Below are 17209 nucleotides of genomic sequence, written 5' to 3' on the forward strand. Positions count from 1 at the left end.
CAACGCAGAAACGACCCGCTCAGCCCGCACACAGAGTGCGGGCTGAGCGGGTCGTTTCTGCGTCCCGGCACCTGACGCTGGAAGAACGCCTCTACATCGCTGACCAGGTGTGGGCGAAGGTGCCCGTGCGGAGGATCGCCGCGGACCTGGACCGCAGTCCGTCGACGGTCAGCCGGGAGATACGCCGCAACCGACACCCCACCAACGGCCAGTACCGGCCGCACGCCGCGGAGGCCCGTGCCGAATCGCGCCGGGCCCGCCCCAAGCCTGCGAAGATCGCTCAGAACCCGGAACTGCGCGAGTACATACAGGAGCGCCTGAGCAGGTGCTGGAGCCCGGAACAGATCGTGCAGCACCTACACAGGGACTTCCCCGACCGCCCGGAGATGCACGTGGTCCACGAGACGATCTACCAGGCTCTCTACATCCAGGGCCGGGGAGAACTACGCCGGGAGCTGGTCAAGGCACTTCGCACGGGCCGGGCCCGCCGCAAGCCCCGTCGCCAGGCCCAGCAGCGCCAGCCCCGCTATCGGCACCCTATGGTCATGATCAGCGAACGTCCCGCTGAGGTTGCTGACCGGGCCGTCCCCGGCCACTGGGAGGGCGACTTGATCATCGGCAAGGACAATGGATCCGCCATCGGCACACTGGTCGAGCGCACCACCCGCTACGTGATGCTCCTCCACCTGCCCAACGGACGCAGCACCGAGCTGGTCCGCGACGCGCTGATGGAGGCCGTGAAGGCCCTGCCGGCCCATCTCACGCGGTCCCTGACCTGGGACCAGGGCAGCGAGATGGGACGGCACCACGAGTTCACCACCGCCACTGACATACCGGTCTACTTCTGCGACCCGGCCAGCCCCTGGCAGCGCGGCTCGAACGAGAACACGAACGGCCTGCTGCGGCAGTATTTTCCCAAGGGCACAGACCTGTCCGTCCACGCCCGTGAGGACCTGGACGCCGTCGCCGCCGAGCTCAACGGCCGGCCACGCAAAACGCTCGGCTGGGAAACACCAGCCGAGCGCCTGCATACACTCCTCACGGCCGCCTAACACTGACCACGTGTTGCGATGATCACTGGAATCCGCCGATCCCGGAGGGGGTGTTTGCCCTGGTGGGCGACGGTGGCTGGGGCCAGGGTCGAACCGGCGACCTTCCGCTTTTCAGGCGAGTTGATCGAGCGGCCAAAATCATGATCCGGCCTGACAACGACAGACGTCGACACCCCGTGACATACCGCTGCGTACGCTGACGTCCGTTGTCGTTGCCGTCAGACTGCCGTCAGGGGAGTCGGCCAAGGGTGGTGTGGGGCACGGGTACCTTCTGATCCGTAGCTCTATGTGGACCGGTCACTGGAGGTCATACCGGTCGGGCTACGGCTGTACAGTGACGCTGTCGGACGGGGCAGGTTGCTGCGGTTGCTGTACTTCGCTGCTGTACCGCAGCGAGTCGGCCTGCAGGTGCACGTGACTCGTGGTCGCCCTGCCCGAGGGCCACGTCTGCCGGCCGGAACGGCAGGCTGCGCAGGCCCCCACCAACACGCTTTCCAACTGTGTTGGTGATCTACGGAGCCTCGGACGGGGCCGTTCACCGGCGTTCATCGGCAGTCGGCCGCAGGAGCGGCAATCGGCTGCGGTCTCATCTGAACGGCCGTGAACGGCGCTGAATGAGACGGAAACTGAGACGGATGGCGGGGCCGGGCTCGCTAGCATCATGGCCGTTGAAGGGGAGTCATGGCACTGGTCCGCAAAGGATCACGACGGATCGTCGTCGACGGTACGGCATACCGCTGGCGGCTGCGAGGCCGACCGACGTACTTCCAGGGGCTGGCCCGGTCGCTGTGCACGTTCGCGGTCGAGCACGCGGGCACCCCGGGCATGACGCTTGTGGTCACCACCGACCAGCCGCATCCGAGCAACTGGATCGGCCGCGAGGCTGAACCAGTACTGCCGTCCGGTGTCGCCGCGGCTGTTCGGCTTGCCTTGCGTGAGGGGTGGACACCGACGGCGCCGGGCTCCGCATTCCACCTCGACCAGTCCTCCGGCTTCACGTGCTCGTCCTGAGCGGTGTAGAGAGTGAGCACCGATTTAACCACTCAGCCATGCAGTTCGATCTTGGCAGCACGGACCAAGCGTGTTTCCGCCTCACTGAATTGGTCAGCGGCATCGAGGTGTGACCAGCTACAGTAGCCAGCCCGAGTCACAACTGCGGGCTGCGACACCCGATCTCCGCGGCAAGTGACCAAGGGCGTCGCGAGTCGCGCCCTGCAGCGCCTATTCCGGACGGGGCGCACTTGATTCGCTCTCCAGCCGAGATCCTCGAGCCGGACCTTCGCCCCCGTAAGTGCCCACGCTGGCCCGGCCCACGGCCGACTGGCTGGTGGTAGTCATGCCCATCCTGCCCCAAGTTGTGAGCGCGCGAGAGCCCGCGACGGCGGCGATCCCGCCGTGACCGAGTATCCGGGCCTCCGCCTCGTACAACAGCCGACGCTGACACTCGTCCAGATGCGACGCCACCGCCTCCAGCTTCGCCCGCAACGGACCGATCAACTCATCGAAACGCCCCGCACCACATCACGACCCGACGACTCGGAAGCAATCCGTAGAAAATCGACGGCTCCGAAGGGTGAAGAGAGCGAAGGAGAAATGCACGGTTCACGCCTTTTTCTTTTCGGCCGGGGACGTCACGGGTCGGGCCGGTGTCGTCAAGCAGAAGATGCTCGGTGATCGTCACTCACCGACCGTGGTGGCTCTTCGGCGGGGCCGGCGGACCATGATCTCGAATCGGGCGAACACCGCGACCAATACGAGGAGGACGACCATGGGGGCCAGCAGCCAGAACCAGCGTTGCGCCCACCAGTGGGCGGTCGGCTCGGTCAGGAGCGTGCGGCCCAGACGTTCGTAGAACCACAACGCGATGAGGTAGGCGGTCATGTGCCACAGGAACACGGTGATCGCCACCAGGTTGAGTGCCACCACAGGCTTCCACACACGGGGGCGACGCAGGAGGCGCGCCGCGGTCGGCGTGATCAGCGCCAGCAGACCGAGCTGGAAGACTGCGAGCGCCGCGATGGCCGCGTTGGTAGGGAAGATGTTCGACTCGGCGTCGCCGACCGTCCCGACCATTGAGCGGGGGTAACCGGCGAGCACCGTCAGCACGACCAGGGTCAGCAGGCCGGCCCCGGTGACCGCCAGCCGCTGGGCCGGCGACCGTCGGCCGAGCTGCCAGGTGCGCCAGGCGTAGCCGAGCTGGTGGCAGAACAGCCACACCAGCGCGAGGGTCACCCATTCGGCCCAGGCCAGCCCGACGCCGCGGCCGAGCACGCTGCCCGCGGCAATCAGCCCTGCGAGCGCGGCTAGGGTGCCGGCGCCATGGCGGGCATGCAGGGTCGCCGTCACGGACACGGTGACGATCAACAGGCTGTACACGCCGAGGAACCACAAGGGCGTCAGGTAACCGGGGAACCACTGCCACATCCAGCGGTGATGTCCTGGCAGGGTCGCGGCGATCAGCTCACCGGCCAGCCACACCCCCGCCCATACGGCGGTGGGTACCGACAGCCTGCGGAGCCGGTCGGCGACGAACCGTCCGGCGGGATCCTTGTTCGCCTGCGTGCGTTGCCAGCCGGCCAGGTTCGCGTAGCCGCCGACCAGAAAGAAGACCGGCATGATCTGCAGTACCCAGGTGGCCAGCCACCCGCCGGGAACGGCATCGATCGGGTTGGGCATGACGAGGTCGCCGTCAGCGGTGCGATGGGTGACCGACAGGGTCCAGTGCCACAAGGTGACGACCATGATGCTGAGCGCTCGGGCGGCGTCGACGACGCGGTCCCGGGTTTCCGGTGTGGCGCTCACCAACCGGTCCAACGCCCCAGGGGTCCCGGGGGCACGAGACCACCGGCGCCAGCGGGGGGTCATGTCCGGTACAGCGCGTCCACATCCGCCGCGAAGTCCTGGAGCACCCGACTGCGCCGGACTTTCAGGGTCGGGGTGAGATAGCCGTGGGCCTCGGTGAGGTCGCCGGGCAAGACCCTGAACCTGCGCATCCGTTCGGCCTGACTGACGGTCGCATTGGCCTCGTCGATCGCCGTCTGCAGCCGGGCAAGCAGGTCGGGGTCGTCGCGGAGCTGCGCGGGGGTGGCGGCCGCCGACTTGCCAGCGCTCCTCTTCCAGGCCGCCAGCCCCTCCTCGTCGAGAGTGATCAGGCCGGCGATGAACGGGCGCCGATCGCCGACGGCCACCACCTGGCTGATCAGAGGGTGGGTGCGCAGACGGTCCTCCAGCTCCGCGGGGAGGACGTTCTTCCCGCCGGCAGTGACGATGATCTCCTTCTTACGGCCCGAGATGGTCAGGAATCCGTCGTCGTCCAGGGTGCCGACATCTCCGGTGTACAGCCAGCCATCGGCGCTCAGCGTCTCCTTCGTGGCTGGTTCGTTTCGCCAGTAGCCCGGGAACACCACGGGGCCTCGGAGCAGGATCTCACCGTCCTCGGCGATCCGGACCGTGACGCCGGGCAGCGGCTGCCCGACTGAACCGATCTTGACCGCGGAGGGCATGTTGACAGTGGCGGCGGCGCTGGTTTCGGTCAGCCCGTAGCCCTCGAGTACGGTCACGCCGATGCCTCGGTAGAAGTGGCCAAGACGGGCGCCGAGCGGAGCGCCGCCGCTGATGGCGTAGGTGACCCGCCCGCCGAGAGCCGCCCGCAGCTTGCGGTAGACGAGCCTGTCGAACAGGCGGTGGGCCAGGGTGAGCCGTCGGCCCGGGGCCCCTTGCTCCAATGCCTGGCTGTAGCGGACAGCGACCTGCTCAGCGCGCTTGAAGATGCCGCCGCGGCGCTGCGCCTCGGCGCGCTGCTGGGCCCGGGCGTGGACCTTCTCGAGCACCCTGGGCACCGACAGGATGAACGTCGGCCGCAGCGCGGCCAGGTGGTCGGGCAGGCGAGCGAGGTCGGCGGTGTGAGCCAGGCGAACGCCGTGCTCGACGCAGGCCACCTGAATCACCCGGGCGAACACGTGCGCCAACGGCAGGAACAGCACCGTCGAGGCGTCGTGGCCGAAGATCTCCCGTAGCGCCGCGATCGCAGCACGGGCGTCATAGAGCAGGTTGCCGTGGGTGAGTACGCACCCCTTGGGCCGGCCGGTGGTGCCGGAGGTGTAGATGATGGTGGCGGTGTCGTCCGCGCGGACCGCGCCACGGCGCTCGTCGACCTGGGAGTCGGGTACTCCGGCGCCCTCCTGCCGCAACCGAGAAAGATCACCGGCGTCGATCTGCCACACTTGCTCCAGCATGGGAAGGTCCACCTGGATGTCCTCAAGTCGGTGGCGGTGATCCGACGTCTCGACCACCATCGCGACGGCCTCGGAGTCCTCCAGCACCCACCGGATCTGCTCGGCCGAGGAGGTGTCGTAGATCGGCACCGGCACCGCACCGATCGTCCACAGGGCATAGTCGGTCAGAGTCCACTCGTAGCTGGTCGTGGCCAGCAGTGCGACCCGGTCGCCGGGCTGGATCCCGGCAGCGAGGAAACCCGCCGCGAGGGCGCGCACATCGCTCGCGAACCGCGCGGCGGTCACGCGCTCCCAGCCACTTCCCGTCGGCCGGTCGAACAGGACAAGCTCGGGCCGGTCGCCTCGGAACACCGCGTTGGCCAGCTGGTCCTGCGGCGGAATCCGGATCGCGGACGGGCTCTCGTACTCGCGCATGACCGTAGTTTCCGCGTATATCGGAACGTGCACCATTCGGTGCAGCCGAACGGTGCACGGCCTTCTTGCCTCTTGCGAACGCTGACACGCGTTCATGGTGTGCGCCGGGACGAATTACCGGATTGCGCTGAGACGTCACGATACATTCACTTTTCGAGGACAGCCAGATCGAACCTGTTCGTCAGGTTTCGACGCTGAGCCCGAGGGGGCGTGCTCACAGGACGCGCGAGGGAGGAGGACCGGGTGCGGGTTCGGGACCTCGCCGATGCCACCCCCGCGCGCCGTGACCGCTATGTCGACTTTCTATGGGCGTTCGCCATCGTCATGGTGGTGATCGGCCACTGGCTGGCCGTGATGATCACATTTCGGGACGGCCGGCTGGGCGGGGAGCACGCGCTCGCTGTTCTGCCGTGGACGCACTGGCTCACCTGGCTGTTCCAGGTGATGGGGATCTTCTTCCTGGTCGGCGGCTACGCCAACGCCGCATCCTGGACCTCGGCCTGTAGACGCGGGGCAGCTACGCCGACTGGCTGGGGTCGCGTGCGGACCGACTGCTGCGGCCGACGACGGTATTCATCGTGGTCGGGGTTGCGGTCGCCGCGGCTGCCCGGCTGGCAGGCGTTGATCCGGGGTTGGTGCGGCTGGCCGCCTGGGTGGTGGCCATCTCGCTGTGGTTCCTCGCCGTCTATCTGGTGGTCGTCGCCCTGACCCCCACGATGCTGGACGCCCACCGACGCTGGGGCCTGGCCGTCCCGGCGGCCCTCACCGTGGCCGCCGCCGGCTTCGACGCCCTGCGGCTGAGTACGGGCGTCGGCTACCTCGGTGCCGCCAACTTCCTGGTCGTCTGGCTGATCCTTCCCCAACTCGGCTTCGCCTGGCGCGATGGCACCCTGACCCATCCTCCGGCCCGCCCCTGGCTGCTGTTCCTCGGCGGGTCGGCCGCGCTGGTCGCGCTGACGACGATCGGGCCGTATCCGGTCAGTATGGTCGGCGTGCCCGGGGCTGAGGTGCAGAACACCTCGCCGCCGACAGTCGCGCCGCTCTCCCTGTCCGTGGCCCAGACCGGTCTGGCCCTGCTGCTCGCCGGGCCATTGCGTCCCTGGCTGCGTCGACAGCGGGTCTGGATGGCGGTGATCGCCGTCAACGGGGGGATCATGACGCTGTTCCTGTGGCACATGGTCCCTGTGCTCGTGGCCGCGCTGGCGCTCTACCCGACCGGCATCATGCCCCAACCGGAGATCGGATCGGCGAGCTGGTTCGCGTGGCGGCCGGTGTGGGTGGCGATCTGCGCACTGCTGCTCGGGGTCCTCGTAACGGTGTTCGCGCGCTTCGAACGTCCGCGTCGCAGGGCGTCGACGGCCACCCGTCCCGCCGCCCGGGCGGTCCTCGGCGCTGACAGCGGTGCGAGGCGGCTCGCCGTCGTCCTGGTGCTGGTCGGCACAGCCGCGACCTGCGCCGGCATCATCCGGCTCACCGTCGGCGGCTTCCAAGGCGCAGGGCCCGCGGGTGTCCCCCTGGCGGCCCTGATGATTTACCTGGCAGGACTGGTCGCGTTCTGGGCAGCGCGCCGCGTACGGACATCGCTCCCCGCGCCCGACGCTGCTGGGCACCACGAGTGACAGAGTCCGGCCGCACGAGGCTCTCCTGTCCGCTCGCTCATCCACCGCGCCACCCTGCTCCACCGTCCAAGAATCAGCACGGCGTTTCAGTCAGCCTTCACCGACTTGAAGTCGCAACTCACGGGTCTGGCGTGCAGGGGTGATGGCGCGCTCAAGCTGGTCGCCGGGGCCTGTCTGTCGTGAAGATCGCCTGTCAGCGGTCGATTTCGTGCTGGTTGAGGATCATCAGTGCGCGTACAGGCGGGTCGCGCACCGCACGTTGAGGCGGAGCTTCGTCAGGACGCGCCAGTTCTTGAGGTGTGCGAAATGCGTGTTCGCATGTGGCTCGTTCTGCGGCGACCAGCCGGTTGACTTGCTTCTTTCCGTGGGTAAGTTGCTTGCTCTTGGGCTTCTTGTAGCCGGTGATGACCGCCGGGTCGTGTTGCCCAGGCCGACGAAGCCGAAGTCGGTGATCGCTGCGAGTCCGGCGTCGCGCAGATTGTCGGTGAGGTGGTCATGGCGGCAGGCGGTGATCTCCGAGTCCCATGCGGGCCGGGGCCGTGGAGATCCACAGAAGCCGCCCGTGCAGATCGGTCAGCCCGATGACCAGCAGCCCGTGGCGCTTGTGCTTGACCGACCAGCGGCGTTTCATGGCCACTCCGGCGCGGCGCCGGGTCGGCAGCAAAGACCCGTCGATCAGGACCACGCTGCCACCCGATCGGGCCCGCCGGCACGCAGTCCGGCCAGGACGGTCGGGGCGTCTGGCATGTTCCGGGTGAGGGCGATGACGTCGTGACTCACAGATGGAGGCTTTCTTCGCTACAGCGACAGTGATCGGATGGGGTCTGCCGTTGAGACGCCGCCCTCACGCGCCGGCCCACGGCAGGACGGCGGGACGGCGTTGCCAGTACCACGGTCGGCCGCCCACCTCGATGACTTCTTCTTCCAATGCGGCGCAGAGGATGCTGCCTCGATCCTCTACGGACAGTCCGCGGTACTGAGCATCCGGTGCGGAAGCGGCAGCCGTGATCCGATCGGTCTCGGGGAACTCCTTCAGCATCACTTCCAGTTGATCCCCGAGCTTCAGATCTTCCTGATACATTTCAGCCGAGTACCAGCCGCTCGGCGGCCAGTCGGAGCGCATCCGGATACAGAGGCGCTCCCAGATCACCAACAGGCCACGGACACTTTCAAGTTCCCCACTGGTTCCCAACGGAACGACGGAATCGGTCACCGGAGTCGGAATGCCGAAAGCCCGAACAACTTCTGGAAAATGTGTCACGGGGACGTTCGGGAACCCGGCGGTCGCAGATTCCGCGCCCTGGACCGAGAAGCCGGTCCCGTCGTTGTTTGAGTCGACTACGCGTGCCAGAGTGATCCCGCCGTCAGGCTGGGCGACCCTCCGGATCCACGGAAGTTCACCGCCCCAAGCGAAGAACACCGGAGCGTTCAGCCCCCTCGACAACAGAACGGCCAACTCCTCCTGGGACGGGTTCCCTTCCACTTCTTTCGCTTTGTAGAGACTCAGCGACCAGGTCAAGTCCCCTTCGAGACGTTCGTACTCGCAGGTGACCAGGGCGTCCCAGTTCCGGAACTCCCAGTCGGAACTCTCTGAGACGTCGGTGGCGGAGAACTGAACGCCGAACGCACCAGCAAGGATCCCAGGTTTGCTCCCCGGGTTGACTGCGAGTCAGTTGGGGGCCCTGAATAGTGGAGTCGGTCTCCCTTCGAACCCCCCCAACTCTTTCCCGGTCGCACTGCGGCTTTAGGTGGCAGCGTGACTGATAGGGGGCATGGCGGTCATTGGCCAGGACGTCGCGTACAAAATGTATTTTCCTCTTTGCGTTTGAACCGGCAAACTTCACAACGCAGTTGCTGATTGGAGACCGATAGCAGGTTATGCTGTCACGGTTTCCCGCCCTGACGGGTTGCGCGCATTAGAGTGACGACTGTTGCAACCCGGACGAGGGGAGATTTAGCATGTCAGAGGAATTTGGCTCGCCGTTTTGCCTGGCGGGCCAAATTGTAGCTTTGGAGTTTTTGGGTCTGGCCTCAATTCGTAGGCTCGTGAGTTGCTGATCGGATGATTGATTCGCCCCTTTCGCCCCTGCGGGGTGAAGGCGCGGTCGTCGCGTATCGCTGCGGCTGTGCCCGGTTTCCATAACTGGCCGTTACCCAACTCCATACTGACGAAGCGCGCCGGCGGCCCGGCGCCCGCGATGGACGAGGAGAGATGACGATGAACCGACCCTTCCGGCCCCTTCGCGCGGCTGTGGTCACCGTGTCCGTCGCGGCAGTCACCACTCTCGGCGTCAGCGTGGCCAAGGCGGCCAATACCCAGACGCCGCTCTACGACCTCGCCACGGCCCCCCTTTTGACGCCTTCCCCGGTGCGCTCCGCGCCTGACCGCCCGGAGCCACGCCCAGCGTCGCACATGCGGCGGGAGACCGGCCGGGAGACACTGACGCCTCGGCTGTCTGCACGCATGGCTGCGCCATCGACGAGGCCGGTGAAGCGCCACTCCGCCACAACGCCCTCGGCAGACGTTCGAATCGGCTCCTACCGCAACTGCAGTGCGCACCCGCAGCCCTGCATCGACGCCGGAGCGCTGACGATGTACGCCGGGAATATCCTCGCGGGGCACGACTACATGGGCTATCAGTGGCTGTCCCGAGTCCCGGTCGGCCGCACGGTAGACGTCATCTCCGGCCCGCTCGAAGGGGCGTACAAGGTGTATGACCATCTGACGATCAGCCGCCAGGGTGGATCCGTCCCGACGTTCTCAGGCTCGCCCTCGCTCGTTCTGCAAACGTGCGAGGGGAACATGACGGCGTTCTCGTTGCTACACCGGGTCTCGCCTCAATACCGGTAACTTACGGTGTTGATGTCAACTTGACCCGGTTGGGTTTGGTGGCACCGACGATGGTGATGGCCGGGACGCGTGGGCGGTCTGCAACGCGGTGGATTACGCGTTTGAGGGGCCAGTTGGCGACTGTACGTTTGATGACGCGGGGGTTGGTCCGGCGGCGTCGCGGTGGCAGGAAGCGTTCGAGGAGTTCAGCGTGGGCTGCTTTGACCGCGCCGGCGAGTCTGCCGAGGGAAACGCCGTCTGGTCGGTGACCTGGCGGCGCACGACGCGCAGTGAGCGGGTGGGGGAGATCCGGTCGGGGTCTTGGCCGGATTGTTGTGCGGCCTGGTGCATCAGGTGTCGGATGGCGTGGTGTACGAGCAGGAAGCCGTAGAGTTCCTGCTCGGCTCCGTCGGGTGTGCTGCGAACGCAGTACCAGGTGTGATCCGCTGAGGTGGGTCTTGATTTCGTCGAGGGTGCGCTGGGCGTAGAGACCTCCAAGCAGTCGCCACCGAGCGCAACAACCGCCCACGCAAAACGCTCAACTGGGAAACCTCCGCTGAGCGACTGCGTAAGCAGCTCGCTGCTTGACCAACTCATCGCGTGTTGCAACGATCCCCCGAACTCACCCCATGAGCCCGACCAACGGCAGTCCTGCGGGCGTCTTGCCGGGTCGAAACCGTCGATCGGGATTGCCGGCCGGACGCGGCGGGCCTGCCCGACGCCACTGAGACGGAAACGCGCCCACGACACGGCAGTCAGCCCGGCACGGGCTGGCGACAGCGCCCTCGGGTACACCGTCCTCAGGCAGTCGGGGGCGAGGGGCTGGATGCGGAAAGCCCCGGCAGTCACTCCGAGGGCTGCCGAGGTTCCGGAGACGTTCGGTTGCGGAACGGGTTCAGCCCGCCGTCACATGGTCGTCGATCAGGACCGCGCGGGTCCGGGACCGGTCGAGGAACCGCGCCTCGTCGATGCCCACCCGCTCGTCGGAAACGGCCGTCATCCACGCCTGGAAGGCATCGCGGTCCTCCCAGCCCATCTCGGTCACCACGTCGAAGTCGACCTCGTCCTCCCGCAGGTTGAACGCGTCGCCGCGTATCAGGTAGTGCCGCTTGTACACGGTGGGTGACGGAGCGAGGCTCAGGATGAGCGGGACGTGGTTGGTCTCGTAGTACTCCTTGAACGCCTCGCTAGTGATGCCGTCCCGCTTCTTCAGGTAGCTGAGCAGCTTCATCATGGTGGTTGTGCCTCCTCGCATATCCGGGGAGTTCCCCGGTTTTCTCCCTGGTAAGCTAACGGGGAACTCCCCACTTCGTCAAACGAGGACTGTCCGTGATCACACCGAGGCAACTCGTCCGCCCGCCGGTGCGCGCCGACGCCCGGCGCAATTACGAGGCGCTGGTCGCCGCCGCGGAGGAGGTCTTCAGTGCGGAAGGCACCGACGCCCCCCTGGATGTGATCGCGCGACGGGCCGGCGTCGGCAACGCGACGCTCTACCGGCACTTTCCGACCCGGCGCGACCTTCTGGTGGCGGTGTGCGTCGGCGAGGTGGAGACGTTGTGCGAGCTGGCCGAGCGGCTGCGCGCCGAGCCGAATCCGCGCGACGCACTGATCGACTGGATCCGGGCCTACATCGACCACGTCGGTGCCCACCGCGGACTGGGTGCCGCGCTGAACACCGGAACGCAAGAGGACGACACCTTGGTCGCCGTATGCCAGGCGGCGGTGACGGAGGCCGGTAGCGCGCTGTTGGAAGCGGCTGTCCGGGGCGGAGGGGTGCGCGGGGACCTGCGAATCTCCGATCTACTTGCCCTGGTGGCCGCCTTGGCAACGGCGAGTGAGAGCGGCGACGAGGAGAGGCCCGAGAGACTTCTCCAACTGGTCATCGAAGGGATCGCCGCCTGACCGGCGGCACCTGAGCGGCTTTGTATCTGAGGGTCGGAGTCACCGTCTGACCGAGTTTGCGATGTCGGTTTGCTTTGACGTCACCCGGGGGCTTGCGGGCTGCCGCACCCAGTGCCGCAGCCCCTCCGGACTCACACCGATCTCCCGCGCCACCGCCGCGACCGTCCGCGGAGGACCGCACCAACGCGACCGCGTCCCGCTTGAACTCAGGGGTGTACCGCTTGCTCGAGTTGCTCTCCTTGCTCACTGCCTGACACTGCTTCCTCCGGGACCATCCATCCCGGTATCAAGCTGTCCTGTCAGAGGGGATCTCCAGGTCACGAGGTCGGCGGAGCGGCTTTTGGGTTGGATTTGCAATGATCGAGTCGATGGGCATGGGGCACTCGATCAGTGCTTCTGGAAGTGGGATACGGCTACTCCGACATGGGACTCTGGGGCTGGATGCAGCTTCGACCTGCAAAGATGTCGTGGCCACCTATCAGCGTCTGTCAGCGCTGGTCGGCCTCGGACGGCCCAGGGGAGTCCCATTCGAACATCATGATCCGAATTTGGAAGAGCCCCTATTCGCTGAGCCATCGTGCGCCGTTGCTGTCGACCTGGTCGTGGTCGGTGGAGACGCTCAGGTGCTGCCACCTCTCGTCCTCCTCCAGGCGTCGGGCCCAGGCGGCGCGTCCGTAGGTGTAGGCGTCGGTGCCCAGCAGCAGGCGCAGCGGAGGTTCGTCGAGGTCGGCGACGGTGAGTACGACCTGGGCGACCTTGGTGGGGTCGCCGTTCGCTTCCTGGGCGAAGTTGCGCATCGCTTCTGCTCCGGCGCCCACGGTGGCCTGATAGGGCTCGGTGACCGGCGGGATGTGCATGGATGATCCTGCCCAGTCGGTGCGCATCCCACCGGGTTCCAGGACGGTGACCTTGATGCCCAAAGGTGCGACTTCGGTGGCCAGAACCTCCGAGAAGCCGCCGACAGCCCACTTCGCGGACTGGTAAGCGGTCATGCCGGGGCTGCCGATGCGGCCGCCGAGGGAGGAGATCTGGATAATGTGGCCTCCGCCTTGGCGGCGCAGAAGGGGCAGGGCGGCTCGGCTGAGGTACACGGTGCCGTAGAAGTTGGTGTCGATCTGGCGGCGGAAGGCCTCCAGGGTGGTGTCCTCCAAGGCGGTGCGGTCGCCCTGGCCTGCGTTGTTGACCACGACGTCCAGACGCCCGAAGGCGTCGACGGTCTCCGCGACGACGCGCTCGGCGGCGTCCGGGTCGGTCACGTCCAGGTGGGCGGTGCGGATCTGGTCGCCGTGTTCTGCGGCCAGGTCATCCAGCGTGCGGGGGTCGCGGGCGGTGGCCATCACCCGGTGTCCGGCGGCCAGCGCCGCGGTGACGATTTCGCGGCCGAGGCCGCGGGAGGAACCGGTGACAAGGAATACCTTCGGCATGGGACTCACTTCGTACGGTGCGGGCTGCCGGACAGCCCAAGAGATTGGGAACTGGATCGAGCGGTAGAGCGGATGGGACGGCGCCGGTACCCGAGCGGGGCGGGGGAATCAGACCGCCCGTGACAGGACGACGCCCCCGGACTCCCATCTCCGGTAGTGGCTGTCGGTGTCGAGCCGTCTCATCCATTACAGAGCAGCACGCGAACCACAGGGAGTCCCGGTCGTTTGGTGCCCTGGCAGGGCCCCTGACGTCGGCCACGAGCGACGTACCATGGCGAACATGGACAACCGGCAGGAGATCAGCGAATTCCTCCGCTCGCGCCGAGCGAAGATCTCTCCCGAGCAGGCAGGGTTCAGCAGAGCCGGGAACCGCCGTGTGTCCGGCTTGCGCCGCGAGGAAGTTGCGGTCATCGCCGGCGTGAGCGTCGAATACTACAAACGCATCGAACGCGGAGCGCTCGCCGGCGTCTCGGCCGAGGTGCTCGGCGCCATCGTCGGGGCGCTGCACCTCGACGAAGCAGAAGCCGCGCACCTATTCGATCTCGCGCGCGCGGCGCATCGGACGCGGACGACGAGTCAGCACAGCTCGGCGCAGCGCGTGCGGCCCGGCATCCGACGCATGCTCGACTCGATCGTCGGGTCACCTGCCTCGGTCCTCAACGAGCAGATGGATCTGCTGGCCGCAAACGACCTTGGCCGCGCGTTCTACAGCGAAATCCTCGGCAGCGACATAGCGCGCGGCAACAATGCCAGGTTCGCTTTTCTCGACCCTCGCGCGCGCGATTTCTACCCCGATTGGGAGAAGAGTGCCGATCAGATCACCGCTGTCCTGCGGAGGCACGTCGGCCGCAATCCCGGCGACCGTGGCTTGTCGAACCTCGTCGGTGAGCTGGCGGCCCAGAGCAACGAATTCAGCAAACGATGGGCCGCGTACAACGTCAAGTACCACCACACGGGCCGCAAGCGCATCAACCACCCCATCGCCGGAGAGCTTGAACTCGACTACGAAGCGATAGAGCTGCCGTTCGACCCAGGTCTGACAATCTTGACCTACTTCGCCGAGCCTGAGTCGCCGACCGCCGAGCGTCTCGCACTGCTGGCAAGCTGGGCGGCGACATCCGACCAGGAGAGCATCGAGCAAGCCGCGAAGCCGGCCGCGCACGAGGATTGATGAGCGAGGACCCCGCACCAGATCTGGTACTTCAGCCGGGCTGCTGCATAAGGGGCTGAACCGCAACTACTTCAACATGTACCTCTGGAAGCCCGCGCTGGTCTCAGCAGGCGTGAGCGGTCGCCGGGGAGCCGGATCAGACAGTCGCGTGAGCACGGCATGCACGCCCTGAGGCACTACTACGCGTCGGTCTTGCTGGACGCGGGGGAGAACGTGAAGGCCCTTCCCGGTGGGAGGGCTCCCAGTGGCGCCCCGGGACCAGAACTGAGACCAACGGCAGCAACGATCGGCGCTCGCCACCGGGCGTACTACTCGGGGTGGCCCCAGGCGCAGGGAACACACAACCGTGACCAATAATGCGCGGGTGACGACGAGTTCAGTTCCGTACGCGAATGTCCCCGCTCGCCCCTGGGTGTCCGCCGATGCCAGGAGGTGGGCGGACGCCCAAGTGCCCGCATGGGCGCGGCCGGTGGGGCCGGCTGTGGTGCTGCTGCTGGCAGTGGTCATGGCGGCGGTGATGTTCTCGCCAGACCCGACGTGCACGGTGGCAGCGCCCTGTGGGGCGGACTGGCTCGATGCGGCCGGATCGATGCTCTTCCTGCCGCACCTGGTGTGGTTGTTTGTGCTACCGGAAATCGCGCTCGTGTCCGCTCCGTTGCTGCTGATCTGGATGAGCAATCCCGATACTTGGCTGGGCGGGCCGGCTGAGAAGATCGCGGATGCCGTCGTTGTGGCGGCGCTGTGCTGGGGCTGGGCGTCCGTCGTGGCGCGGTTGCGGGCGCGCGGCCGCCAGCGCTCGCTCGTGCTCGACGCGGCCGGCGGCATCACGGTGCCTGCCCCGGCGATGGACGACGTCCGCCCGTGGCGCCGGGGCCTGGTCCGCGGGATTGCGGGGGCGATCCTGTGCGTGGTGGCCGGTGCCCTGATCGCGACCGTCGCCGTGGACGACCGGGCAGACGACCGCCTGGCCCGTGCGGCCACGTCGGAGAACGCCCGAGTCGTGGCCTACAACTCTGACGACTACACCGTCACCGTCCGCCTCTCCGATAACACACGGCACAGGTTCGACGCGCAGGGCAGCTATCGGGTCGGCAGTAGCGTCCCGGTGCTGATGCACGGCGATTGGATGCGGCTTGCCACTGAGCCCTACGGAGACCGAACCGGCCGCCAGGCGCTCGCACTCATCCTCGCCGGGCTCGGTGTCACCGTGCTCGGCTCGGGCCTGCTCTCCCGCTGGCGCGCGGTGGCGCTGCACCGCGCTCCGGTCCCGGTACTGCGCGTCCTGACCCGTCATCATCAGGGGCGTACGGAGATATTCGCCGCCGACGACACCGCCACCCTGCGCCCGGTGCTGAGCTACGAGCCCCACACCCGCAGCCGCACGGCACTGCGCCAAGCCCTGCTCTACGGTGCACCTCACGAGGGCGGTGAGTTGATTCTGGCGAGCGCAACGGAGTCCGGGCAGTGGCTCGTCGAGGGGACCGCGTCCCCGATACGGCACGGTTTTCCCGACCGCACGGGCAAGCCCAGGATCTGCCGTCCCGGCACAGCACGCACAGCACGCACGGCCGCACACCGCCGGGCCGCTGAGGCCCGCGTCCAAGACGCCCTCGCCGCGATGACCCCTGCTACCGGCCCGGTCCGGTGGCAGGCAGGCCCGGTGGGACGCTCCGTCGGAGCGGCGCTCCTCGTCGTGGCCATCATGCTGCTGGGGACGCTCTTCACGAGTTCCCCTACGTGGTGGCAGTTGCTCATCTGGTCGGTAGGCGGCTTGTACTGGGTGAGCGTCTGCCTCCGGATGATGATCTGGCGGATCACCGCCGACTCCAATGGTCTGCACGTTCGCGGCCTGTGGCGTACTGCCCACCTCCCGTGGGCGGATGTCATCCGCGCTGTCTACAGCCCCGAAGGTGAGCTGATCGTCCGTTGCCGCACCGAGGTCGACGACGTCCCCGTCGGCAGTGTCGGCTTCCCACCGCTGGAGCGACGGCTGCACCGCCCAGGCCGCGCTGAGTGTGCCGCCGCCGAGATCACCGTGATGGTCCGCGAGCCGGGCCTGCGGCCGAAAAACGACGCCGGATGCACCTGAGCCACCTCCGCTTCGCCCCTGTCACGCTCAGCAGTCCGCCATATCGGCCGCTCGGGAGCTGACGCCAAGCAGCTGAGGCTCGCGTGCCGTTGCGGTGGTTGCCGTACTTCGCTGCTGTAGTGCAACGGCTCCGGAGTGAACGCGCAGGTTGCCCCTCGCAGCCCCAACCCTCATGGGCGCGGCGGAATCCGTTGGAGGGCGCCGACGACACCGAGCGTGTGGGAGGCCGCGGCCGAACTGCCCATCCGTGGCGGGTGTACCCGCTCATGCGAGGGGCGCTGGCGCGTTGCCATGCCGTGCTGAGCGCCATCTGCTTGAGCTGCCCAATGTTCAGCATGATCTAGCGAGGAACCCCGGGTCTTCAGACCCGGGAGGAATCGGTACGCCCAGCATGGGCGACAACTAAAGGGTGAAAGTCCCGACGAGGAGAGGTGAGACTAACTCGCTAGCCAAGGGCAAGGGCGTCACCGTGA

13 protein-coding genes and 2 pseudogenes are annotated in these 17209 nt (G+C 67.2%); 8 read left to right on the plus strand and 7 right to left on the minus strand.

The window, feature by feature from the left end:
- The first annotated feature begins 35 nt into the window (after positions 1-35).
- Positions 36-1052, plus strand: coding sequence for an IS30 family transposase (locus ABZ904_RS46915; RefSeq protein WP_361830257.1), 1017 nt, complete (start codon positions 36-38; stop codon positions 1050-1052).
- A 681-nt stretch (positions 1053-1733) separates the two neighbouring features.
- Complete coding sequence (locus ABZ904_RS46920; RefSeq protein ID WP_361830246.1) at positions 1734-2063, plus strand: hypothetical protein; 330 nt, start codon at positions 1734-1736, stop codon at positions 2061-2063.
- A 666-nt stretch (positions 2064-2729) separates the two neighbouring features.
- Here ABZ904_RS46920 and ABZ904_RS46925 read toward each other — a convergent pair.
- Together ABZ904_RS46925 and ABZ904_RS46930 are read right to left on the minus strand one after the other, a co-directional pair.
- A complete protein-coding gene (locus ABZ904_RS46925; RefSeq protein WP_361830248.1) occupies positions 2730-3854 on the minus strand; it encodes an acyltransferase in 1125 nt (374 codons plus the stop codon).
- 59 nt (positions 3855-3913) lie between these two features.
- Positions 3914-5701: a long-chain fatty acid--CoA ligase gene (locus ABZ904_RS46930; protein ID WP_361002569.1), complete on the minus strand. Its 1788-nt coding sequence runs from the start codon at positions 5699-5701 to the stop codon at positions 3914-3916.
- Positions 5702-6222: 521 nt separating this feature from the next.
- Here ABZ904_RS46930 and ABZ904_RS46935 point away from each other — a divergent pair.
- Positions 6223-7320: pseudogene (locus tag ABZ904_RS46935) on the plus strand (acyltransferase family protein); the annotation flags it as partial.
- A 493-nt stretch (positions 7321-7813) separates the two neighbouring features.
- Here ABZ904_RS46935 and ABZ904_RS46940 read toward each other — a convergent pair.
- Positions 7814-8005, minus strand: coding sequence for a hypothetical protein (locus ABZ904_RS46940; protein WP_359408815.1), 192 nt, complete (start codon positions 8003-8005; stop codon positions 7814-7816).
- Positions 8006-8164: 159 nt separating this feature from the next.
- Complete coding sequence (locus tag ABZ904_RS46945) at positions 8165-8839, minus strand: hypothetical protein (RefSeq protein ID WP_361830250.1); 675 nt, start codon at positions 8837-8839, stop codon at positions 8165-8167.
- 693 nt (positions 8840-9532) lie between these two features.
- Here ABZ904_RS46945 and ABZ904_RS46950 point away from each other — a divergent pair.
- Positions 9533-10171 carry a hypothetical protein gene (locus ABZ904_RS46950; RefSeq protein ID WP_359408819.1) on the plus strand — a complete coding sequence of 213 codons (639 nt, stop codon included), beginning with the start codon at positions 9533-9535 and terminating at the stop codon, positions 10169-10171.
- Positions 10172-11045: 874 nt separating this feature from the next.
- Here ABZ904_RS46950 and ABZ904_RS46955 read toward each other — a convergent pair.
- Positions 11046-11384, minus strand: coding sequence for an EthD domain-containing protein (locus ABZ904_RS46955; protein WP_359408821.1), 339 nt, complete (start codon positions 11382-11384; stop codon positions 11046-11048).
- Between the two features lie 95 nt (positions 11385-11479).
- Here ABZ904_RS46955 and ABZ904_RS46960 point away from each other — a divergent pair, with 95 nt between their 5' ends.
- A complete protein-coding gene (locus ABZ904_RS46960) occupies positions 11480-12052 on the plus strand; it encodes a helix-turn-helix domain-containing protein (RefSeq protein WP_359408823.1) in 573 nt (190 codons plus the stop codon).
- Positions 12053-12091: 39 nt separating this feature from the next.
- Here ABZ904_RS46960 and ABZ904_RS46965 read toward each other — a convergent pair whose 3' ends face one another.
- Both ABZ904_RS46965 and ABZ904_RS46970 read right to left on the minus strand, forming a co-directional pair.
- Entirely contained in the window at positions 12092-12262 is a 171-nt protein-coding gene (locus tag ABZ904_RS46965; RefSeq protein ID WP_359408831.1) for a transposase, read from the minus strand.
- A 350-nt stretch (positions 12263-12612) separates the two neighbouring features.
- Positions 12613-13476: an SDR family NAD(P)-dependent oxidoreductase gene (locus ABZ904_RS46970; protein WP_361830253.1), complete on the minus strand. Its 864-nt coding sequence runs from the start codon at positions 13474-13476 to the stop codon at positions 12613-12615.
- Positions 13477-13756: 280 nt separating this feature from the next.
- Here ABZ904_RS46970 and ABZ904_RS46975 point away from each other — a divergent pair, with 280 nt between their 5' ends.
- From ABZ904_RS46975 to ABZ904_RS46985, 3 genes and pseudogenes are all read left to right on the plus strand, one after another.
- Positions 13757-14647, plus strand: coding sequence for a helix-turn-helix transcriptional regulator (locus ABZ904_RS46975; protein ID WP_359408827.1), 891 nt, complete (start codon positions 13757-13759; stop codon positions 14645-14647).
- 70 nt (positions 14648-14717) lie between these two features.
- Positions 14718-14872 (plus strand): annotated as a pseudogene (locus ABZ904_RS46980) (site-specific integrase); the annotation flags it as partial.
- A 139-nt stretch (positions 14873-15011) separates the two neighbouring features.
- On the plus strand, positions 15012-16736 hold the full coding sequence (locus tag ABZ904_RS46985; protein ID WP_361830255.1) for a hypothetical protein: 1725 nt from the start codon (positions 15012-15014) through the stop codon (positions 16734-16736).
- Positions 16737-17209: the final 473 nt, after the last annotated feature.

This window comes from Streptomyces sp. NPDC046900 (assembly GCF_040644975.1).
Taxonomy (GTDB): Bacteria; Actinomycetota; Actinomycetes; order Streptomycetales; family Streptomycetaceae; genus Streptomyces.